This window comes from Tepidibacter sp. Z1-5, assembly GCF_037844525.1.
Classification (GTDB): Bacteria; Bacillota; Clostridia; order Peptostreptococcales; family Peptostreptococcaceae; genus Tepidibacter_A.
Genome location: NZ_JBBMMD010000035.1, coordinates 120,154 through 143,670 on the forward strand (window position 1 = coordinate 120,154; position 23,517 = coordinate 143,670).

Here is a 23,517-nt window from a genome sequence, read left to right on the forward strand (position 1 = left end):
ATGTTTATAATTTTTTTATAAATATAATCCTATCTTTACCATATAGGATAACATTTTCCCATATTTATTTCAATAAAATTTTATGTTGACTATATATATATATACATTAAAATATAATTAGGATATAAGTAATAGCAAAGGAGGTAATTACAATAGAAAAATTTAAGGATATTTTTTATGAAATAAGCGACTTAATGCTAGGATTTTTTGTTTTATTAATTATAATCGCTACTATTGGATATCAATTTTATGGATGGTTTGATCAAGATAAGGAGTCAGTAATGAACATAAATACTACTATTGAAGATATCAATACTCCATCTGATGATAATTCAAATGAATATAATTCTAAAGTTTCTATACAAGATATCGTATATTTCCAAGTCAAATCCGGTGAATCAGGTTCACAAGTAGCCAATAACCTAAAAAATTTAGGTCTAATTGAAAACCCACAAGATTTTTTAGTAAAACTAAAAGAATTAAATCTTGAAAATTCTGTAAAAGCAAATACATATAAACTAAAAACAGAATCATCTATAGATGAAATAATATCTGTACTTACAAAATAAAAAAAGGTGCTATTATACAATAGCACCTTTTTTTTCATCCTCATATATCATTTTTTCTAATTTTTCAACAGGTACAGGTTTACTGTATAAATATCCCTGATAAGACTGACAATCTAATTCTTCCAATAAGTTCAATTGATCTACAGTTTCCACTCCTTCAGCTAACACCTTAAGATTTAAAGCTTTTGACATATCTATAATAGCCTTCATTATAGTTCTATTTACGTTATTAAAACAAATTTCATCTACAAATAATTTATCTATTTTAACCTTATCTATAGGTAAATCTTTCAAATAGCTTAACGATGAGTACCCTTTTCCAAAATCATCCAGAAGTATTTTTATACCCTTACTTCTTAATTTATTTAAAACATTGTAAACATATTCTTTATCTTCCATGGCAGCAGTTTCTATTATTTCAATACTTATATACTTAGGATCTATTTTTGTTGACTCAAATACATCTTCTAAATACGGAATAAAACTTTCCTCATGTAGTAGCTTTGGAGATATATTCACAGAAATATTTATAGGATTTTTCCCCTTATATATCCACTTTCTTATTTGAAGGCATGCAAGCTTTAATATATGTTTATCCAATGTTTTTATAAACCCAGTTTCTTCTGCTATTGATATAAAGTCATTAGGATATATCATCCCCTTTTTAGTATGATTCCATCTTACAAGGGCCTCAACTCCAATTATTTGATTTGTTATTATATCTACTTTAGGTTGATAATGTAGTACAAACTCATCCTTCTGTATCCCGATTATAAGACTTTCTGCAATATCGAATTTATTTTTTATATGACTATGCATATTATCATTATAAAACTGATAATCATTACCCTGCTTTTCCTTAGTTTTATGCATAGCTATATCAGCATTTTTCATAAGCGTTTCCATATTGTCTCCATCTTTAGGATATAAGCAAATGCCTATACTACATGTTATATGTACAGTGGTATCTTCTAATTCGAATGGTTTTCTAAATCTACGTACGATATTTTTAGAGATTTGAGCTATTTCATTTTCATTTTCAATATCATTAAGTATTATAAGAAATTCATCTCCACCAGATCTTGCCAGATAATCTTCTTCTCTAATATTTTCTTTAATTCTTCTAGCTACTTTTTTTAATATGTCATCCCCATGACTATGTCCCAAAGAATCATTTATAAATTTAAATTTATCTAAATCTACAAATAATATAGCAAATCTTTTATCATTTGATAAAGCCTTTTGGATGTTCTTTTCAATATCTCTTCTATTTGGAAGTTCTGTTAACGAATCATTAAATGCAGTATAAGTTATTTCTTTTAATAAATTTTCCCTTTCTATTATAGCTTTTACAAATCCATAAGCGATAAATATCATTCCAAATAGCAACGAAGTATTAAACAAAACATCAATTACCCAGTTATTTACTATATTGTATTCCACTATGTTTATAATATCTCCAAATAGATATATAGAGAAAAATATCCATCCAAGACTCAGATATTTCGTTCTCAACTTGACTGACATTACAAGACAAAGTAAAGATATGATATATCCTAGTGTTTTAATAATAAAATCGAATATAATAAATTGAGCATCCCCTTCAAAAGATATATTATTAAAAAACAATATATATGTAAAGAAAACACCAATCAGCAATATAATCCAATTTTTATAGAATTTCTCTTTCATAAAATCCCCCAAAATATGTTTAATTAGATTTTTTATGTTTGATTGAAGCAATATATGAATTTTTTACTTAAAATATATTATATCATCTTAAATCCACTTTACTATAAAAAAATCATAAATTAAATAATATATATTTACTATAATATCATATATTGAATAGATATATTAATTTTTTAACTTTTATTCCTTATCTATTTTATTTATAAACCCAAATCTATCTTTTGAATCTTGTGTATACTTATTCAATTTATTCAAATTTACCTTCCAAAGATATATTACATACGGTAAAAATAAAGCCATCAATATAGGCATATTAGACATAAGTATAAAATCAAATATACCATGAAGTATTATAGGCATAGTCAAAGATTTTCTCAGATATTTCTTACAAACACCTTCCTCCATAACACAGTATTTTGCAAGAGATAAATAATACCCCATAGTTACTCCATACAACATATGTGATGGAACAGAGAACAATCCTCTTCCTATTCCTACAGTAGGATTTGAGCTAAACTTAAATACAACATACATTATATTCTCTACAGTTGCAAATCCTAGTGATGCAAATGTACAATACACTATTCCATCTAGCTTTTCATTAAAATGATGACTTTTAAATGCACTCTTTAAAACTACCAATCTCTTAAAATACTCTTCCGTGCAACCAGCCACTATAAAAGCTGTGTAAAAAGGCCACATTATACCTGAAAAAATATTAAACTTGTCTAATACTCTTTCAACTATAATAGTTGGAATTACTGATAAACATCCCAATATAAATACCTTAATCAAAAGTTCTGGCGGTTCTTTATCATATCTATCCGTAAGATAAATTCCTATTAAAAGCGCAAAAGATGGCGCTATTGCTATAATCAAAAGTTTAATATTCATGATTTTCCTCCAAACATTTTATTTTATTTTATTATTTCCAAAACTCCTTAACAAAATATGATTTTTTTCATATTATATAATAATTTAATTTAGGAGGGGTAAAATGGAAATTTATAGAGTCAATAAAGGAGACAGCCTCTACGATATCTCAAATAAATTCAAAGTTTCTATAGATGATATCGTAAAAGCCAATAATCTTCCATATTATGATAAATTAGCAGTCGGAATGAATCTTTTAATACCTTCAACTTCCAATAAACCTAATAAAAAATATTTTGGATATAAAGTAGAAGTTGGTGATTTTTTATACAAGATAGCTAAAAAATTTAATGTAAATTACAAAGATATAATAAATATTAACAATTTAAAATCTCCATATGTAGTTTATCCTGGTCAAACCATTAAAATAACTAATTCCAACTCAAGACAATCTATTTCTACACTACCATTTTTTCAACCTGGAAAAGATTACGAAAAATATTATGACTATATAACACAAATATCACATGAATTAACTTATATGGCTATATTTGATGTACGAACTGATAATAATGGAAATCTATTAAGTGATATTCCAGATGGTTTATCTCAATTTATTTTAGATAATAATATAAGTCCACTTCCAGTTATAACCAATTTCGACGGAGTAAATTTTAATAAAGATTTAGCAAGAGAAGTTTTAACGAATAATATGGATACATTAATAGACAATATAGTTAATTTAACTGTAGATAACAACTATGGCGGAGTAATATTAGACTTTGAAAACCTATATTCAGAAGATAGAAATTTATTTAATAGTTTTGTAAAAAAACTATCAGATAAACTTCATCAAAATAATAAAGTTTTGGGCATGGCTATAGCCCCTAAATGGCAAGATTGGTCTGACAGACCTTGGGTTGGATTCTTTGACTATGAAGAACTAGGTAAATACTTAGATATAGCATATATTATGACTTATGAATGGGGATGGGTAGGTGGAGATCCTCAACCTATAGCCCCTCTTCCTAATGTAAAGAAAGTACTGGATTACGCTATAACCAAAATGTCTAAAGATGTAATATATATGGGAGTAAATTTATACGGATACGATTGGCTTGTTTATAAATACAAACAAGAGTCTGCAAAAACAGTAACACTTGAAAACGCATATAAATTAGCAATAGACAATAGTTCTCAAATAATGTGGAATAACAAATCTAAAACGCCATATTTTAGATATACAGATAGTAATAACGATCTTCATGAAGTTCATTTTGAAGATGCACTAAGCCAATTATACAAGCATGAACTTGCACGAGATATGAACCTTGAAGGCATTGGTTATTGGGTGTTAAACACAGAAATAGCTCCTACTTGGTATATTCTAGATGACTTATTTGAGGTTAGGAAGGTGATGTAATAATGGCTGACGGTAGCTTATTGGTTCAAGTTATAGATAAAAAAACTAAAACTCCAATACCAGATTGTAGAATTAATATTTACTCTACAGGAACTGAAACTCAACAGACTTTAGCAGAGAATGTCCCAACTAATATATCTGGTCAAACATCAATTATAAATTTACCAGCACCTGACATTAAATATTCACAAGAACCATCAGACATACAGCCTTATAGCAACTACTTAGTAGAGGTTATAAAGGATGGATATATAGATGTGATAGTAAATGGTGTTCAAATACTGCCAACGCAGCTTTCTATTCAAACAATACAACTTGATAAAATAGAAAATACTAGATTTATAAGACAAGAATCAGAAGTTATAGTTATAGGTCCAAATACATTATGGGGAGACTATCCTGCAAAGATTCCAGAAACTCCAAATAAGGTTATACCTCCCCCTTCAGGATTTGTAGTTTTAGACTACCCACAAGTTCCTGAATATATTATAGTGCATGATGGTTCTCCAGATGATAATTCTGCTCCTAACTATTGGGTTAGATATAAGGACTATATAAAAAATGTAGCATCGTCTGAAATATACTCTACATGGCCAATAAGTACAATATATGCAAATGTATGTGCTATAGTATCATTTACTCTAAATAGAGTTTTTACAGAATGGTATAGAGGAAAAGGGAAAAATTTCACTATATCATCCTCAACAGCATACGATCATAAATGGATATACGGAAGAAATATATTTGAAAATATAAGTTTAGTTGTAGACGATATATTCAATCTATATTTTAAAAGACCTTCAGATAGAAGACAGCCACTTCTTGCTCAATACTGTGATGGTGTTCAAGTTCAATGCCCTACATGGATGACTCAGTGGGGTAGTAAATATCAAGGAGACCTTGGTAAGTCTTATGATCAGATATTAAAATATTTTTACGGAAATGATATAGGATTCGATAGAGCTCAAGTAGTAACTGGAGTTCCTACATCATATCCTGGTTATACTCTAGGAATTGGCTCAAGTGGAAATGAGGTTAGAACAATACAAATGCAACTAAATAGAATATCTAAAAACTATCCTGCTATACCTAAAGTAAAGGTAGATGGTGTATACGGAGACTCAACTTCTAAAGCTGTAAGAGTATTCCAAGAAGTATTTAGATTGCCAGTTACAGGAACAGTAGATTTCCGCACTTGGTTTACAATTTCTGATATTTATGTAGCTGTAACTAAAATTGCAGAATTAAAATAAAAATCTTTTGTTAACAAAAAGAGCGAAGTATAGAACTTCGCTCTTTTTCTTTATATATTATCTTTTTTAACTTGTGATGAATATCTCCAGTTAAATGCAGATCTTATTTTTTCAAAAGCACGTCGTAAATTAAGTGAACCATATCCCCAAGATATATTAGGATATTCATCCCCTTCTCTCATATTAGCTCCTCTTATTAGATAAGTTTTAACCTTTGGAGTATACAATCTTGTATCATTTCCTTCTACAATTCCCCACTGTAACAGCAATGCTACAGCACCTGCTGCATGAGCACCTGAAGCACTTGTTCCTGTAATAGTTCCATATCCCCCACCTGGAGTAGTAGAGATTATATTAACTCCTGGAGCTACTAAATCTGGTTTTATTCTATCATCTCTAGTTGGACCTCTTGAAGAAGCTCTATATAGACTATTATCTTTATGATTATAAGCTCCCACAGTTATTCCAGCTTCTGCTGTACCTGGAGTAACTATAGTTCCATAAGGGTCTGCCTTTAAGAATTCAGTTCCTTTTGCAAGTAATTCTTTATTAGGTAAGTACATGTCGTATCTTCCATCTACAATATAATCTCCATATAATTTTATAATCCAGTTCCCTGGTTTTATATTTTTAAAAGAAATACCTATAAACTCATCTCCAGTAAGCTCATCTGGAAATTTATAAGTAATATTAGTTTCTGCACCTTCCATTGTAAATTTTACAAGTTCTGTTTCGCTTAATTTAGCTGGTATTTTATCAATAGCATCCCCAGTTGGAGAAACCAACCCTACAGATACTCTATCAGGCTTTCTACCCCAAAAGTAAACTTCTAAATCATCTTGATTTTCTCCAACTTTAAGCTCTACTTCTTGAATTTCTCCAGTATTATTAAACTTACCACTATAATGAGTTTTAGTATCTGCTTCATTTCCTGCAGCTGCAACAGCTACTATTCCTCTATTTCTACTTAATTCATATATATAATTTTCTATCATAGTTTTACCATCATGACTTCCTTCATTCGATCCTACAGATACATTTATAACTAAAGGCATCCCCCGTTCTAATGACTTTTCATATGCATATTTTATTCCAAGCATTAAATCTGAAGAATTATAATAACCACCATGATCTTCTAATTTTACAACTACAAATTCACTATCAGGAGCAACCCCTACATATTTTTCGTCTGCGCTTCCTCTTCCCCCTATTATTCCTGCTACTAATGTTCCATGGCCAGTTTCATCTTCAGTTTCTAATTTTTCTCCAGATTGAATTGCTTCATTTATATCTTCTCTTGTGTATTCTTTTCCAAATACAAATCCTTCTGGTGGATTTCCTTCTAAATTTTGATCCCATATGCTTACTATCTTAGAAGTATCATCTTCATATATAAAGTCAGGATGAGAATAATCTATCCCTGAATCAATTATAGCTACCAAAACACCTCTTCCTGTTTGAGGAATATATGGATGGTTATGAAAAAATTTAGCTCCAATTTCTTCTACACTAGTATCTATAAGAGGTACCATTCTCATAGGTCTTCTTATAGCAACTATATTATCTATTGTTTCTACCAATATTTCTGCATTAAAATAATCAGGAACATATATTACTGCATATCTATCATTTAGCTTTTGAATCTTATTTATTCCCATTTTATTTAGTTCCGCTGTTATATCTCCTTGATATTCTACTACATATTCCTTCAAATCAGTATTCTCCTCACTATATAAGTTTCTACGACTTTGTGTAGTAATATTTCTTAAATTCAATTCACCATACCCCCAAATTTCATCTGGATATTCTAAAAAACTCTTATCTCTTGTAGCATTCTTTAATATTAAAGCTTTAATTCTATCAGCATATAAAAAAGGATCATTTCCATCAACTATGCCCCACTCCATTAAAAGTGCTATGCTTCCAGCTACTTGGGGAGCTGCCATACTAGTTCCTGAAAGAGAAGCTAATCCTCCTCCTGGAAAACTAGATACTATATCCTCTCCAGGAGCTACTATATCGGGTTTAACTGCATTCCTCGATACATCACCTCTTCCCGAGAAAGATGAAGTTGTATCTGTCTTATAATCATAGCTTCCAACAGATATAACTCTTTGCGCTGTCGCTGGAGTTGTTATTGTGAGCTCTAAGCTTGGGTCTAAAAACTTGGTATTTTCACTTAATTTTTCTGATATAGGCAAGTATAAATCCACATCCCCTTCTACAACTTCACTAGCATCGATTATTATCTTCCATATCCCCTCTTGAATATATGGATTCCCTTTTAAATTAATCCTAGCCTGTTCTCTTAATGTATACGGAGTTGGTGAAACAAAAAAAGATCTCATCTTAGTATTTCCTAACATAGCGTTTATTTCTCCCGAGTTATCTCCAATATTTGGACTCGATTCCCCAGATGGATTTACGACTTTAAAGGTGAAATCATCCGCAAACTTTTTCCATATAGCAATATCAAGTTCCCTTTCCCCAGGTCCTACAGAAAATTCAATTGGCTTTGATACATCTTCTTCAAGCTTTACATACTTATGATGTCCCTTATCACCTTCATTTCCAGCTGCAACAACAATAGATGTTTTCCATCTTTGTGACATATCATCTAGATACTCTTCAAATAAAGAAGTTCCATCATGAGGTCCTTCATTAGTTCCATAACTTATATTTATAACCACAGGTCTACTCAATTTTTCCGCTTCATCTATTATATACTTTACAGCCCTCATAAACTCTGTCGTTCTAGCAAACGACTCTATTCCTTTACTACCCACCTTAACAGCTATTATATCGGAATCTGGAGCTATAGAAGATGCTATTCCTGCTACATGTGTTCCATGACCTACCTGATCCATAAAAGGAATACTTTCGCCTCCCTCAAGTGCTTTATTAATATCTTCATTAGTATAAACATATCCCTCTTTAAATCCATTAGGGGGATTACCATCTCCTGTTTGATCCCATATGCTTATTATCTTTGATGTAGAATCTTCATTAATAAAATACGGATGTCTATAATCTATTCCAGAATCTATAATTCCTATTATAACCCCATCGCCAGTAAGACCTGTCATACTTTTGAAAGAATCTATTCCACTTGCTTCAGAACTTGTCAAGCTCGGTCCTAAAACAAAAGGTCTCTCTATATATTCTATCTCTTCATAATCTAGTAATTTAAGTATATCCTCTTCTTTTAAAGTAATTATTGCAAACCTTTCATTCAAAAGCTCAACATCTGCATCTAATTCTTCTTCTATTTTTAATAAATCACCATGATATTTAACTATAACCTCAAAATCCAATCTATTCCCTCCTTATCATGAGAATTAAAGCCTATATTATAATTGTATGTTTAAAAATCAAAAACAAGCTTTTAAATATCTTTTTTTAGGATATAAATATAAATAAGATATGTATAAAGGAGTGTTAAAAAATGAGTTTTAATAAAATAGATGATAAAAATAATGAAAAACCTAACAATCCACATAAAATTTTAATATTTGGCTATTCTAATCAAGATATGATTAAGTTTGAAAGTTTATTCAAAAATATAGGTGAAAATAATTTTGTATTTTTAAACAAATCGAATTTGAGTCAAAAAGTGTATGATATAATTAATTCAAACAACATAACTGAAAGCAATACTTCAAATGAAGATTTTCCAAATATACCTTTTATACTTTTAAGTGGTTTTTCTCATAAAGAAATTATGAATTTCTTTAATTTTATAAAAGAAAACAATTTCCCCAAACCTCTAGTAGCATTACTAACGAAAACTAATAAATCATGGTTTCTAAAGGATTTAATAAAAGATGTCTATCAGGAACATACTATTATGAAAAATAAAAAAATAAATACAAGTATATGAAATATAAAGTTTGACAATACTAAGTATACGTGTTACTCTATATAAGTAATATAGTTACAGAATATGAGTAACGGAGTTACAGAATAATTTTTTTGGAGGATTTTTAAATGAAAACAGGAATAGTTAAATGGTTCAATAGCGAAAAAGGATTTGGTTTCATAACAGTAGATGGTGGAGAAGACGTATTCGTACATTTCTCAGCAATCCAAACTGATGGATTCAAAACTTTAGAAGAAGGACAAAAAGTTGAATTCGAAGTAACTGATGGACCTAAAGGACCTCAAGCTGCTAACGTAAGTAGAGTATAATAAATAATTATATATTTTAATATATATTTATTTCAAGGAAAACCTAGATTATTCTAGGTTTTTTCTTTTTTTTGTAGTTTTTTTTAATAAAAAAGCCAACTTAGAAAATTCTAAGCTGGCTTTTTCATTTAACTATTCGGGTTTGCATCAATAACATATTTAGCTATGTTAGAAGCATGATCTCCTATTCTCTCCATATTACTTATTAATTCCAAGAAAACTATTCCTGATTCTATATTGCATTTATTGTTATTTAATCTATATATATGATTCTTTCTATATGCTTTTTCCATCTCATCTATTTCTTCTTCTATCTTTAATACACTTAAAGCCAAACTAATGTCTGCATTTTTCATAGAATCAAGTGATGTCTTATATGCCAACATAACCTTTTCAAACATAATCTTCAAATCTTCTATAGCACTATCAGAAAAAGATATGTCTTTTTCTATAACTTCTACTGCAAGCTCAGCTATATTGTCAGCATGATCTCCAACTCTTTCTATGTCTCCTATAGTGTGGAACAACGCATCTATTATTTCTCTATGTTTTACAGATACATCTTTATTCGATAGTTTCATTAAGTATTCTGTAAGAATTTTTTGTAACTCATTTATTTTTCTTTCTTTTTCAAATGTTGCATCTGCATCTTTTCTAGATTTACTTAAGAATGCATTCATAGAGCATTCCAATGATTTTCTAGCCTTCTTACCCATTCTCAAAGTCTCTCTTACAGAATTCGAAAGAGCTATTGATGGAGTTTCAAGAATTCTATCATCTATATATTTAGTAATCTTATATTCTCTTTCATCTTCTTTTTCCGGTATTATAGTCATAGCAATTTTTACTATGAACATTGCGAACGGGAATTGTATTATAACATTTATAATATTGAATAGAGTATGAGCATTAGCTATTTGTCTTGTAACATCAGTAGGATCTAATTTTGTTACAAGTGCAGTTATAGGAGTACTTAAAATAAAAGCAAATATAGTAGTACCTATTACATTGAATGTTAAATGCATGATAGCTGCTCTTTTTGCATTCTTACTAGCTCCTATACTCGATAAAAGAGCAGTAACACAAGTTCCTATGTTCTCTCCATATAAGATAGGAAGTGCTGATGATAATGGCATTAAACCTTCAGATGCAAGAGCTAAAAGTATACCCATAGAAGCACTACTACTCTGAACTATTACAGTAAGTCCAAATCCCATTAATATTCCAAGAAAAGGGTTGTGCCCAAAGTTTACTAATGCATCAGTAAACGCCTCAACCTCTCTTAAAGGCTTAACAGCTTCCTTCATAAAATCCATACCTATAAATAATATACCAAAACCTATTAATATCTCTGCAAATTTCTTATTTCGTTCATTAGATGAAAATAAATATATTATCATCCCAATTCCAACAGCAACTGGTGCTATCTCTGTTAATTCAAAAGATACAAGCTGAGCTGTAACTGTAGTACCGATATTGGCTCCCATTATAACTCCTATAGCTTGAGTTAATTGCATTATTCCAGCATTAACAAATCCAACTACCATAACAGTCGTCGCACTACTACTTTGTATAACAGCAGTAACAAATGTTCCAACTAAAACAGCCATAAATCTATTCTTGGTTAACATTTCTATTATCTTTTTTAATTTTTCTCCTGCTGCTTTTTGAAGTCCTGCAGCCATTAGATTCATTCCATATAAAAATAATCCAAGACCTCCAATTATCCCGAATGCTATTTCTACAGCCATATTCTTCCTCCTCAATTGTGTAATCAGAATTTTTAATAATTTTATAAAATTACGACCTTCTTAATCTTACCAAAATAAAATATTAGTATTGTTAAGTTTGAGTTAAATATAAGTTAAGAAAGAGTTAAAAAAATTATGAATATATTAAATAAAAGTCTATAATAGTTAATAATAGGTTAAAAATATATAAAATATATATTTTTATCATTTTAATAGTATTTGAATTTTATTATAAAATATGCTACTTATATAACACAAATAAAAACACCTATAAACAAAATCGTTTATAGGTGTTTTATCCGAAAGATAAGAACTCTACAGTTTCTGGATTGGCTCAGCTAAAAATTCAGCCGGAGTAAAAACTCCATTTGAATTAAGTTTGGTTTTATCTATGCTATTTCTTCTTCGAAGAATTCCTCATCTACATATTCTATTGTAATTCCTAAGTATCCATATACTATAGCCACTATAGGATTAATTAAATTTAAAAATGCAAATTGCATATAAGCAAACGGATGAACTCCAAGTGTTGTTGACATGTAAGCTCCACATGTATTCCATGGAATCAATGCAGATGTTAGAGTTCCTGAATCCTCAAGCGTTCTAGATAGATTTTTAGGATGTAATCCTCTTTTTCTATATGCATCCTTATACATTCTACCAGGAACAACTATAGATAAATATTGATCTCCAGTAACTAAGTTAGTGAATATACAAGATAATACAGTAACAAGTATTAATGAACCTGTACCTTTTGCTAGTTTTAATATACTAGCTGCCATACATTCAAGCATACCTGTACTTTCTAATATACCACCAAAACTAAGTGCACATAATATTAATGATACTGTTCCCATCATACTATCAAGTCCACCTCTACTCAATAGCTGATCTACAACATCAACTCCAGTATTGGATACAAATCCACTTTGAGCCGCTACTAAAATAGATTCAAGACCTGCCCCTTGAAATGCAACCGCAAATATACCTCCTATTATAGTTCCACATATAAGTCCAGGTATCGCTGGAACCTTGAATACAACAAGGGCTATAACTAAAAGCGGTGGTACTAATAACATAAAGTTTATATTAAACTGATTGTTTAAAGTATTAAGTATTAAATTAATACTCTCAGAATCAACATCGCCTCCAGAATACTTAATACCAAGTATTCCATAAAGTACAAGTGCCATTAAAAACGAAGGCCCTGTTGTATATATCATATGTCTTACGTGATCAAATAACGTAGCTCCAGACATTGCAGGTGCTAAATTAGTTGTATCTGATAAAGGAGACATTTTATCTCCAAAGTAAGCACCAGATATTATAGCTCCTGCAATCATAGGCTCTGGCATTCCAAGTCCTTTACCAACACCAACAAGTGCTATACCTACAGTACCAACAGTAGTCCAAGAAGATCCAGTTGAAAGTGCTACCACTGCACATATTATAGCAGTTGCAACTAAGAATACAGATGGTGATAATATCTGAAGTCCATAATATATCATTGTTGGAACAACACCACTTAATATCCAAGTACCTATAATAGTTCCTATTATCATAAGTATTAATATGGCTTGCATTCCCATATTTATACTTTTTAACATTCCATTTTCTATTTCTTTCCAAGTATAACCTATATAAGTTGCAACAATACCAGCAACAGCAGATGCCGCTATTAACGGTATGTGTGGAGATGCCTCAAATTTAAATACTGCTACTGCTAAAAATAATACCAATGAAATTATCGGTATAAGTGATACTCCTAACGTTATACGTTTTTTTTCACTCATAAAAACCCCCTAATTTTTCACGTAATATTCTGTCTATTAAGTTTTCTTTTTTTGCTCATTCACATATCATAAAATAAATGAGACTTTTAATTTGATTCATATTATTTTATTAATTACTCAAATTCATTTTTATAATATTTTTTAATTAAACACCCTCTTATTATAAGTTTTTTATACAATCTTTTCATCCATTATACATGTTTAATAAATTTTTGTCAATATCCGACATCTTTTCTGACTTCTTAAAATTTTTACTTCAGTACCTGAGTTTAGTTTTTACTTTTAATTTTCTTTATTTTAAAATAAATCATAGTTTGAAATAAAAAAATACCTATAGAATAAGGACTTTTTTTAAGTGTCTTATCTATAGGTACCATTTTAATATGAAAGTCTTTTTTTATTAATTAAAAGTTTTGCTTCATTCCGTTTCCTTTTCTTTGCCCTTGTCTTTGTCCATTGCCTTGTTTATTTCCACTTTGATTATTTCTATGAGTTTCCTTTATTCTATCTGCTGTATCTTGAGATATTATTCCAGCCTCTACAATATCTGTTAAGCCTTCTCCCCTTTGTTTATGATTTTCTGTAAAATATGCTTTTCTTTCTTCTGGTGTCATATCTTTAATTTTTCCCATTTCTAATTGTCTTTCTTCTGCTTTTTCAGCACTAAACTTTATCCATTTATCAGCTTCATCTTGAGTTATTATACCATCTTCTACTAGTTTATTTACTCTATCTTCATGCTTTTCTTTATTTAAATCCACCTTCATTTGATGCATCTTATCTTGTATTTCATCAGCTCTTTCTTGAGTTAAAACTCCCTCTTTAACTAATTGTGAAATTCCTCTATCTTTAATTTTATTTTCCTTCATATATTCAAATTTTTCTTGTCTTGTCATATCCTTAGTAGCTTCTTGCATTTGCTCTCTTTTTTGTTCACGAAAATCATTTAATTTATCTGCTTCTTCTTGAGTCATAATTCCTTTTTCAACCAAAGTATCCATATCTTTATTGACGCTATTTCTATTTTGTTTAAAGTTACAATCTCTAAAACCCATGCCTTTATTCATTTGATTATTAAAAGGTGCTTTACTTGTAGTATTTAAACTATTCAGCTCATTTGCAAAAGCCACTCCAGCAACAGATGATAATAATGTTCCTCCTATTAAAACTCCACTAAGTAATTTTCTTGTTCTTGAACTTGTTTTCATTTTCATTTCTCCTTTCAAATTCATAGATTTGATTTCTTAGCTTTATTCTAAAGAAGTTTTGTCACAGTTTTGTTACAATAATTTAAACCTTTTATACATTTTTTAATAAAATCTGTATAAAAGGTTTTTAAATGTAAATAATATAACTAATCTACTGTGGTATTAATGCATTTTCATTAATTCCTAGATTAACTCCATCAACGACCTCCCCCCTGTTGATGGAGTTTTTATTTTATGTATCCACTTTATGCATTCATCGTGTATATTATCTTTTCCTAGTATAGCAGATATAACTGCATATCCTTGAACATCACAAGCAATTAGAGAAGCTATGTTATCTAATTGAATGCCTCCAATAACCACAATCGGAATACCAACTTTTTTTCTTATATTTTTAAGTTCTTCTATACTAACACTTTTAGCATCAGACTTGGTAGTTGTATTAAACATTGCTCCAACTCCAATATAATCTGCTCCGTTTAATTTGGCTGTCTTAGCTTCTTCAACATTGGATACTGATACTCCTACTACCATATCATTACCCACTATAGATTTCACATAAGAAACAGGTATATCACTTTGACCTACATGAATTCCATCGGCATTTGATATCATAGCAATATCAACTCTATCATTTACAATAAACATAGCATTATACTTTTTAGTCAGCTTTCTCAACTTAATTGCTTTTTGTAAAAACTCAGCTCCAGTTGCATACTTTTCTCTAAGCTGAATCGTCTTAACTCCGCCTCTCAATGCATCTTCTATACATTCATAAAAATCTCTTCCATCTAATATATTGCTATCAGTTACTATATAAAGACCATAATCCTTCATATTTCTATCCCCTCTTTTAATAGATACTCTGATATTTTCATATAGTCTCAACCTTTCCAAAATCTCGTATTTTATCTTCAGTTAGTTTATATATATTATCAAATAGATTTACTTTAAATGATCCAATTGCAACCTCATCTTTATCTGCTAGCTCACCTGCTAATGACATACATAATGTTCCCATAATAGCAGCATCCATACTATTATCACTAACCCCTAAAAAACTTCCTATCAAACTGTTTATCATACATCCTGTTCCTGTTACACTCTTTAACTTAGGTGTTCCATTATATATTTTCACAACCTTATCAGAGTCTACTATAACATCCGTTTTTCCTGTTATTGACAATGTTGTCTTTAACGTTTTACTAATTAGTTTTAGTTGATTTATATCATTACATTCTTCATAAGAATCAACGCCTTGACCATTAACAGCTTGACCACCTATAAACTTAATCTCAGCCATATTACCTTTGATAACGTCAAACTTAACCTCTCCTAAAAGAATTTTCACAAGTTCCTGTCTTTGCTTTGATGCAAATACTCCAACTGGATCTAGTACAAGCTTTTTTCCAACTTTATTTGCATATTTAGCTGCTTTTACAAATAAATCTACGTGAGCAGTATTCATAGTTCCTATGTTTATAACAACCGAACTTGCAATGTTTATTACATCTTTTAACTCTTCATGCGAATAACTCATTAAAGGACTTGCACCTATTGCCAAAGTTATATTTGCACAATCATTTATAGTAACTTCATTAGTGTAATGGACTACTAATGGAGATATTTTTTTTACTTTATTTATTAATTTATACACTATTGATTTCCTCCTTTATCAAATTCATAAAAATGATGAACAGGCCCAATACCATGCCCTATATCAAAACTATTTTCTATAGCCTTTGTTATATATTCTTTACTATTTCTAACAGCTTGCTTTACATCATATCCATGAGCTAATTGAGTAACTATAGCTGATGATAGTGTACATCCTGTTCCATGAGTATTCTTTCTATCAAGCCTTTTAGATTCAAATAATTCACATACACCATCACCCATCAACAAATCAACAGCATCACCATCTAAGTGTCCACCTTTAACCAATACAAACTTAGGTCCAAGCTCTAGTAACTTTTGAGCAGCCTTTTTCATATCTTCTAAGTTTTGAATATGTACACCCGTTATCTCTTCAACTTCCATTGTGTTGGGAGTTATAATATAAGCCATTGGTATTAAGTAATTTATAAGATTTTTTTTAGCTTCTGGTTTTAATAGAGAATATCCACTCTTTGAAATCATAACTGGATCTATTACCAGATTATTAATTTCGTATTTACTTAATGTGTCTGCTATTTCTTTTATTATCTCAGGACTTGAAACCATTCCTATTTTCAAAGCCTTTGGATTAATATCTTCAAATATAGCTTCTATTTGTTTTTTTATTATCTCTTTGCTAATCTCCTCTACAGCGAATACCCCTTTAGTATTTTGAGCTGTAATTGCAGTTATAACACTCATTCCATACGTTTTAAGAGCACTAAATGTTTTTAAATCCGCTTGAATACCAGCTCCTCCAGATGAATCAGATCCTGCTATTGTAAGTACTGGTATCCTATAATTATTTTTAACATTAATCAAAAAAAGTCCCCCTTTTATTAAAAAACTAGGGGGACTCATCTATACAAATAAGTAATTTTATAAAAAAAAAATTGTATTCATAACGAATACAATTAATATATATAGTAAAACCATATAATTATAACTTCCCTACGTTGGTACTAACCAAATCAGGTTTAAAGAGTTAATAGATAAATTCTATCTCTCAGCCAAAAGGCACCCCTAGCTTTCTATTTAATTTTTCAAACATTTACCAAAGTCTGATTTAATTATACATCAAATATATTATTTTGCAAATATATTATTTATCTTTACATAATCGCTTACACAATCCAGCCTTTTTATTACAAGTAACCTTGTTTAGTCCACAAGAAGGACAAGAAACCTTATCTTGGCTATATTGTATGTTATACTCATTCCCACAATCCATACATTTAAACTTACAATGCTTTGTTGTGTAATGTCCTCCGCTTATTCTTATAGCCTTTCCTTCTGTCAATGATACCGCTACTTTTTTACGGGCACTGTCTATTATATTTTGAAATGTCTGTCTAGAAACTTGCATTTTTTTTGCACATTCTTCTTGATTCAATCCCTCTATATCCTTAAGTCTCATAGCTTCAAGCTCTTCTATCTTTATTTCAACTTCCTCTATATCACATTTTTGTTTCCCAACTGGAACAAAATAATTATTTTCCGGAAAAAATTCTACCGTCCTAACCTTTGTAGGTCTCGCCATATCTATACCTCCCTGTACTGTATAATATTTTTAATTATATCATTACCTTTTAATTATTCAAAATGTATATACAGGGATTTTTATTTTTATCCGTTACAGTTTCCTTCATGTGCATGCTCTGTACATACACTATTAGTTGACTTTAAGTTACCCTTTATATAATTTTCTACTGATTTATCTGCAAGACCACTTGCACCAACTACAACCTCTATATCATTTTCTCTGAATAAATCTTGAGCTGTACCTCCCATGCCCCCAGCTATTATAACATCAACATTGTGTTCCTTTAAAAATACTGGTAAATATCCTGGTTTATGTCCTGGATTTTGTATAAACTCATTTTTTAATATCTTACTATCTGCTACTTCATATACACTAAATCCCTCACAGTGTCCAAAGTGTCCACTAACCATTTTATTGTCACTCGCAACTGCTATCTTCATTTTAAATACCTCCTAATTTTTTTATATTACTCCACATAGTTTGTATAGCTTCATTGGCTATACTATCCTTATACAATGTTATTGGTTTTAATTCATTTATAGATTTAACTATAGTTTCATCATATGGAATTTCTCCAACCAATTGTATATTCTTAGTCTTTATAAATTCTTGTATATTAAAACTCATATCTTCATTTATATCGTATTTGTTTATACATACCATAGTAAGTATCCCAAAGTGTTCACATAAAGATACTACTCTCTTCAAATCTTCTAGTCCTGATTTTGTAGGTTCTGTAACAATTAGAGCCAGATCTGCTCCTGTAATCGAAGATATTACCGCACATCCTATACCTGGAGACCCATCTATTATAACCAAATCATTGTTTTCATTAAATTTCTTGGCATTTTTCCTAATGTCTGAAATAAGTAGTCCTGACCCATCACTTCCTATTTCCATCTTAGCTCTTGATATTATTCCATTATCTAGCTTTGTTATAAATGTTTGGGCAGTTTTTTCATCCTCTAATTCTATAGAGTTATAATCACATACATGTGTACAAGCTCCACATCCTTCACATAAAAATTTGTCTATATTGAAGTTTTTTATCGCATCAAACCTACATATATCTTCACACTTTGAACACTCTACACACGAAGATTTATCTATAGTGGCTTTTTTTCCCTTAAAAAAATCTTTCTTTTCCACATCTTCTCCATTGTAATAAAGATATAAATTAGGTGCATCCACATCACAATCTACTCTAACTACTTTTTCATTTAATTCGCATAATGCAGTTGCAATTGTAGTCTTTCCTGTTCCACCTTTACCACTTAGTACAACTAATTCCATGAAAACACCCCCTTTAGACTTTGGGATATTTCATCGAATATATTCTTGTACTTCAAATCATCGTATAAAATGTCTCCTTTTGAGTATATCCTAGCAATATCCTTGCTATAAGGTATGCTTCCTATTATATCTATATTTTCATATTCACAATATTTTCTAACTATATTATTTTCTTCATTGTCTTTGTTTATGACTATTCCAAATGGTACATTAAACATTCTGACAAGCTCAACGGCCATTTTAAGATCATGAAGTCCAAATTCAGTAGGCTCAGTTACTAAAACTGCCAGATCTGCATACTTTAATGAATTAACTACATTACAAGATGTTCCAGGTGGACAATCTATAATATTAACATCAGTTTCAATATTATTTAAAATCGTTTTTAATATAGGTACTGCCATAGGCTCACCTATATTTAAAATACCTCTGGTGCATTTTATATCTGATTTTTTACCATATTCTATTTTTCCAATCTCTCTAAGCTTATATTTTATAGCCCCCGATTTACATACTATCTCACATGCTCCACATGAATGGCATAACTTATCAAACACCATGATTTCATTCTTCACATTTACCAAAGCATTGAAATTACAGTTTTTTACACATTCTCCGCATGATATACACTTATCGTAATTTATATCAGGATATTCTACTGAAACACTATCTATTTTCTCTATATTAGGTTGCAAAAATAAAAATCCATTGGGCTCTTCTACATCACAATCTATATAATTGGCATTTAATGCAAGTGATATATTCGTTGAAACTGTAGTCTTTCCCGTTCCACCTTTTCCACTAAGCACAGCTATATTCAAAGTAACTCCTCCTTACACATTCATGCCATGATGAGCCTTACCTGCTACTTCAATTTGTTCAAGTTCTCCTTTGTTTAACATGCTTAAAGCTTCTTCAACAGAAACCTCACCACATTTATAAGCTTTTATGTTTGCTTTTTGAAGTATCTTAAATGCATTAGGACCAAGATTTCCTGTTATAACAACATCTATATTTTCATCTATAATCTGTTGTGCAGCTGATACACCTGCACCTGATCCAGATATTTGCCCTTCATTTTTCACAACATTTATTTGTTCTTTTGCTTCATTGTATATTTGGAAGTAATTGCATCTTCCAAATCTTTTATCTAATAAAGCGTCTTTATTTTCTTCAAAAGATGATACAGCTATATTCATAGTAATCACTCCTTAATTAGTGGCCTTTTGTAATATTTTACTAGCTATATTTTCCATAACCTCTTTAACATCTTTATCTAGACGTTTATCAGTATTTTTCTCAAGTCCACTTACACTTTTAACCATAGGAAGTTCTCCTAAAAGTTCAAGATCCATACCCTCTAAGAACTTATCAGTTTCCTCATCACTAAATAACTTTATTCTCTTATCGCAATCAGGACATTTTATATAACTCATATTTTCAACTACACCATATATATTTATATTCATTTGTTTTGCCATACTTACAGCCTTTGACACTATCATAGAAACCATATCCTGAGGAATGGAAACCATAACAACCCCGTCAATAGGAATTGTCTGCATAACAGTAAGCGCAACATCTCCTGTTCCTGGTGGCATATCAATTATTAAATAATCTAGTTCTGCCCAATATGTATCTGTCCAAAACTGCTTTACAACTCCTGCAATCATAGGCCCTCTCCATATTACAGGTTGACTCTCATCCATCAATAGATTAAGAGACATTACACTTATATTATCTTTAGTCTTAGCTGGATACATTACATTATCAGTTACCATAACTTTTTCTTTACTAACGCCTAAAAGTCTTGGAATACTAGGACCTGTTATATCTGCATCAAGCACACCAACCTTGTATCCTTCCTCACTCAAATGCTTAGCTAAAAGTGCTGATACTGTAGATTTTCCTACTCCACCTTTTCCACTCATAACGCCTATAATTTTTTTTACATTACTTAATGAATTGTATTCTAACATACATGTAGCTTTATCTTTAGAGCAAGTTTCACCACTTGGACAAGTATTGCATTCTCCCATGTATTTCATCTCCTCGTTTTTATTTTGTTGGCATATGCCACTTTCAGTATACCCTCATTTTATATTATTGTCAAATGCCAATAACTTTTATTCAGAAAATTTCTTATCTATATTTCACATAAATAAAAAAACCTGCATTTTAGACCTTGTTTAAGTCTCAAAACGCAAGCTTTTTATATTTATTTAACTATTCAACTTTAAATCTTTCTACATTATTTTGAAGTTCTCTAGCTAATTCATTTGATGTCTGAGCTAAGGACATTATCTCTTGTATAGAAGCTAATTGTTCTTCTGTTGAAGCAGAAACTTCTTCTGTTCCTGCTGAATTTTCTTCTGTTATTGCTGAGATATTTTGTATAGAATCGATAATAATTTCTTTATTATTTGAAATATCATTACTAACCTGTTTTACTTCTATTATTTTTGATACAAGTTCCTGTAACTTATATTCAATTTTTTTAAATACATTACCTGTATTATCAATAGCTTTATCATTACTTTCTGTCATATGATCTACTTCATTCATTATACTTACAGCATTCACTGCTTTCATTTGTATGTTGTTTATTATTTCATTTATATCCTTTGTTGCATTTCCTGTATTTTCTGCTAATTTCCTAATTTCTTCTGCAACTACTGTAAATCCTTTACCTGCTTCTCCCGCTCGAGCTGCTTCTATACTTGCATTAAGAGCTAATAAATTGGTTTGTTGTGAAATCTGAGTTATAAGATTTGTAATACTCTCTGCGTTTCCAGTTGCAATGTTTACTTCTTCAATAATACTCTGAACATCTCTATTCTTCTTTTTACTGTTTTCTGTTTTTTCATATAAATCAGATATAATAATACTACCTTCTTTACATATTTCATCCGTTTCATTTGTTAAACATACAGCTTCATTAATAACCTCAGTACATATATTAATTTTCCCACCCAATTCCTCTGTACTAGTTGCAACTGATTGAGCATCTTTTGCTTGTTCTGATGAACTTAATGCTATCTGTTCAACCGACTGAGCAATAACACTCATAGCTTGATTAGATTGATTAGTAATTTCAGCTAAACTATCCGAATGGTTCGCCATTTCATATGAGCTATTTTTAATATTACCTACAAGATTCTTTAATTCTTCCTGCATCATTTTAACCGAGTTAGCTATGTATCCTATTTCATCATCATATTTTAATATATTCGAATCAATAGATTGTGTAAAATCTCCTTCTGCAATCTTTTGAATATGACCAGAAGTTATTTTTAATGGCTTGATAGAATAACCAATTACAAAATATAATATTAGAGCAACTACTAAAATTATAACTACTGCTAATATAAGACAAGTTCTGATAATATCATTTTTAGCACTTGTTAAAGAATCTAATGATAATCCTATATCAATAGAACCAACATGTTTTCCATCTTCATAAAATGGAATCTGTACATCATACGCCCAAATATTTAAGTCTTTATCAAACCACTTATTTGAAGCCGCCTTTCCGTTTATAGCTGCTGATTTTGTTACATCATCATCATATACTTTACCAACTAACTCTTTAGTTCCAGCAACTGCTACACCTGTTTTATCAATTTGTACAGCATATAATACATTTTCATCTTCAGTTAATTCCAGAAGTGTATTTTGAATATTAACATTTTTTTTGAACTCTTCTATTATATCTACAGAAACACCCGCCTGTACAAAATACCCATTGCCTAAACTAATGCCCCCAAACTTATAAAGTTTTCCATCTAGCGGATTCTCTCTTGCTTCCTCCAAATAAAAATCTGAGCTTCCATCAAACACAGTGTCCATAGCGTGTCCAACAGGATATTCCCAACCTATATTAGCAGGAACATTAGAATAGTCTATAATTCTATCTGGACCTATAATACTTATCTCCGATATACCTAAATCAGAAACTAGTTGAACTATCTTTTCATTAGAAACATTATTAGTATCTATATACTTTATCATAGAACAAGAAGTTATAATTTTGTTATCTATTGTATTTTCTAATACCTTTTCAATCTCTTTAATCCCCTCTATTTCATGTTCTATCTGCTCAGCTAAATTCATACCACTCTTTGTTATTTCATCTTCTAGCTTATCATTAACTGTTTTTATAGATGTAACCATAAGAATTGAAATAGAAATAAAAAATAAAACTAACACAATACTTATAACTTTCCATTTAAATGTGAATTTAGTTAATATATTGTCAATCATTTATATACCTCC

General features: G+C 30.1%; 21 protein-coding genes and 1 riboswitch. Of the genes, 5 read left to right on the forward strand and 16 right to left on the reverse strand.

Annotated features, from left to right (window positions below; all coding sequences use genetic code 11):
• The first annotated feature begins 281 nt into the window (after positions 1–281).
• Positions 282–569: a hypothetical protein gene (locus WJW32_RS07895; protein WP_340257090.1), complete on the forward strand. Its 288-nt coding sequence runs from the start codon at positions 282–284 to the stop codon at positions 567–569.
• A gap of 12 nt (positions 570–581) precedes the next feature.
• Here WJW32_RS07895 and WJW32_RS07900 read toward each other — a convergent pair whose 3' ends face one another.
• Together WJW32_RS07900 and WJW32_RS07905 are read right to left on the reverse strand one after the other, a co-directional pair.
• Entirely contained in the window at positions 582–2,261 is a 1,680-nt protein-coding gene (locus WJW32_RS07900; protein WP_340257092.1) for a putative bifunctional diguanylate cyclase/phosphodiesterase, read from the reverse strand.
• 180 nt (positions 2,262–2,441) lie between these two features.
• The gene (locus WJW32_RS07905; RefSeq protein WP_340257094.1) at positions 2,442–3,155 is read right to left on the reverse strand and encodes a PrsW family intramembrane metalloprotease; all 714 of its coding nucleotides are present in this window, start codon (positions 3,153–3,155) and stop codon (positions 2,442–2,444) included.
• Between the two features lie 103 nt (positions 3,156–3,258).
• Here WJW32_RS07905 and WJW32_RS07910 point away from each other — a divergent pair, with 103 nt between their 5' ends.
• Positions 3,259–4,557 (forward strand): LysM peptidoglycan-binding domain-containing protein, encoded by a 1,299-nt coding sequence (locus WJW32_RS07910; protein WP_340257096.1) that lies wholly within the window; start codon positions 3,259–3,261, stop codon positions 4,555–4,557.
• A gap of 2 nt (positions 4,558–4,559) precedes the next feature.
• Positions 4,560–5,810 carry a peptidoglycan-binding domain-containing protein gene (locus tag WJW32_RS07915; RefSeq protein ID WP_340257097.1) on the forward strand — a complete coding sequence of 417 codons (1,251 nt, stop codon included), beginning with the start codon at positions 4,560–4,562 and terminating at the stop codon, positions 5,808–5,810.
• A 50-nt stretch (positions 5,811–5,860) separates the two neighbouring features.
• Here the strand turns inward: WJW32_RS07915 and WJW32_RS07920 are convergent, their stop codons facing one another.
• On the reverse strand, positions 5,861–9,124 hold the full coding sequence (locus WJW32_RS07920; protein WP_340257099.1) for a S8 family serine peptidase: 3,264 nt from the start codon (positions 9,122–9,124) through the stop codon (positions 5,861–5,863).
• A gap of 131 nt (positions 9,125–9,255) precedes the next feature.
• On the opposite strand from WJW32_RS07920, the gene WJW32_RS07925 reads away from it, so the two are divergent.
• A complete protein-coding gene (locus WJW32_RS07925; RefSeq protein ID WP_340257101.1) occupies positions 9,256–9,690 on the forward strand; it encodes a DUF3783 domain-containing protein in 435 nt (144 codons plus the stop codon).
• Positions 9,691–9,797: 107 nt separating this feature from the next.
• Complete coding sequence (locus tag WJW32_RS07930; RefSeq protein WP_099188797.1) at positions 9,798–9,998, forward strand: cold-shock protein; 201 nt, start codon at positions 9,798–9,800, stop codon at positions 9,996–9,998.
• 128 nt (positions 9,999–10,126) lie between these two features.
• Here the strand turns inward: WJW32_RS07930 and WJW32_RS07935 are convergent, their stop codons facing one another.
• The 13 genes from WJW32_RS07935 to WJW32_RS07995 all read right to left on the reverse strand — a co-directional run bounded on the left by WJW32_RS07935 (position 10,127) and on the right by WJW32_RS07995 (position 23,505).
• Complete coding sequence (locus tag WJW32_RS07935) at positions 10,127–11,749, reverse strand: Na/Pi cotransporter family protein (RefSeq protein WP_340257104.1); 1,623 nt, start codon at positions 11,747–11,749, stop codon at positions 10,127–10,129.
• A gap of 389 nt (positions 11,750–12,138) precedes the next feature.
• Positions 12,139–13,542, reverse strand: coding sequence for a Na+/H+ antiporter NhaC (gene nhaC / locus WJW32_RS07940; protein ID WP_340257106.1), 1,404 nt, complete (start codon positions 13,540–13,542; stop codon positions 12,139–12,141).
• 404 nt (positions 13,543–13,946) lie between these two features.
• A complete protein-coding gene (locus tag WJW32_RS07945) occupies positions 13,947–14,750 on the reverse strand; it encodes a hypothetical protein (RefSeq protein ID WP_340257107.1) in 804 nt (267 codons plus the stop codon).
• A 183-nt stretch (positions 14,751–14,933) separates the two neighbouring features.
• On the reverse strand, positions 14,934–15,587 hold the full coding sequence (gene thiE / locus WJW32_RS07950; protein WP_340257109.1) for a thiamine phosphate synthase: 654 nt from the start codon (positions 15,585–15,587) through the stop codon (positions 14,934–14,936).
• Between the two features lie 37 nt (positions 15,588–15,624).
• Positions 15,625–16,407 carry a hydroxyethylthiazole kinase gene (thiM, locus tag WJW32_RS07955; protein WP_340257111.1) on the reverse strand — a complete coding sequence of 261 codons (783 nt, stop codon included), beginning with the start codon at positions 16,405–16,407 and terminating at the stop codon, positions 15,625–15,627.
• Positions 16,407–17,228: a bifunctional hydroxymethylpyrimidine kinase/phosphomethylpyrimidine kinase gene (gene thiD, locus WJW32_RS07960; protein WP_340257113.1), complete on the reverse strand. Its 822-nt coding sequence runs from the start codon at positions 17,226–17,228 to the stop codon at positions 16,407–16,409. Before thiD ends, thiM begins: the two co-directional genes overlap by 1 nt.
• A gap of 109 nt (positions 17,229–17,337) precedes the next feature.
• Positions 17,338–17,441, reverse strand: a riboswitch (TPP riboswitch).
• Positions 17,442–17,508: 67 nt separating this feature from the next.
• Complete coding sequence (locus WJW32_RS07965) at positions 17,509–17,946, reverse strand: DUF134 domain-containing protein (RefSeq protein ID WP_340257115.1); 438 nt, start codon at positions 17,944–17,946, stop codon at positions 17,509–17,511.
• An 86-nt stretch (positions 17,947–18,032) separates the two neighbouring features.
• A complete protein-coding gene (locus WJW32_RS07970; RefSeq protein ID WP_340257117.1) occupies positions 18,033–18,389 on the reverse strand; it encodes a NifB/NifX family molybdenum-iron cluster-binding protein in 357 nt (118 codons plus the stop codon).
• A gap of 1 nt (position 18,390) precedes the next feature.
• Complete coding sequence (locus WJW32_RS07975) at positions 18,391–19,242, reverse strand: ATP-binding protein (protein WP_340257119.1); 852 nt, start codon at positions 19,240–19,242, stop codon at positions 18,391–18,393.
• Positions 19,233–20,063 (reverse strand): P-loop NTPase, encoded by an 831-nt coding sequence (locus tag WJW32_RS07980; RefSeq protein ID WP_340257121.1) that lies wholly within the window; start codon positions 20,061–20,063, stop codon positions 19,233–19,235. Before WJW32_RS07980 ends, WJW32_RS07975 begins: the two co-directional genes overlap by 10 nt.
• Positions 20,064–20,075: 12 nt before the next feature.
• Complete coding sequence (locus WJW32_RS07985; RefSeq protein WP_340257123.1) at positions 20,076–20,441, reverse strand: NifB/NifX family molybdenum-iron cluster-binding protein; 366 nt, start codon at positions 20,439–20,441, stop codon at positions 20,076–20,078.
• Between the two features lie 12 nt (positions 20,442–20,453).
• Positions 20,454–21,281, reverse strand: a complete 828-nt coding sequence (locus WJW32_RS07990; RefSeq protein ID WP_340257125.1) for an Mrp/NBP35 family ATP-binding protein — start codon at positions 21,279–21,281, stop codon at positions 20,454–20,456.
• Positions 21,282–21,468: 187 nt separating this feature from the next.
• Positions 21,469–23,505, reverse strand: a complete 2,037-nt coding sequence (locus WJW32_RS07995) for a methyl-accepting chemotaxis protein (RefSeq protein ID WP_340257127.1) — start codon at positions 23,503–23,505, stop codon at positions 21,469–21,471.
• Between the last annotated feature and the right edge of the window lie 12 nt (positions 23,506–23,517).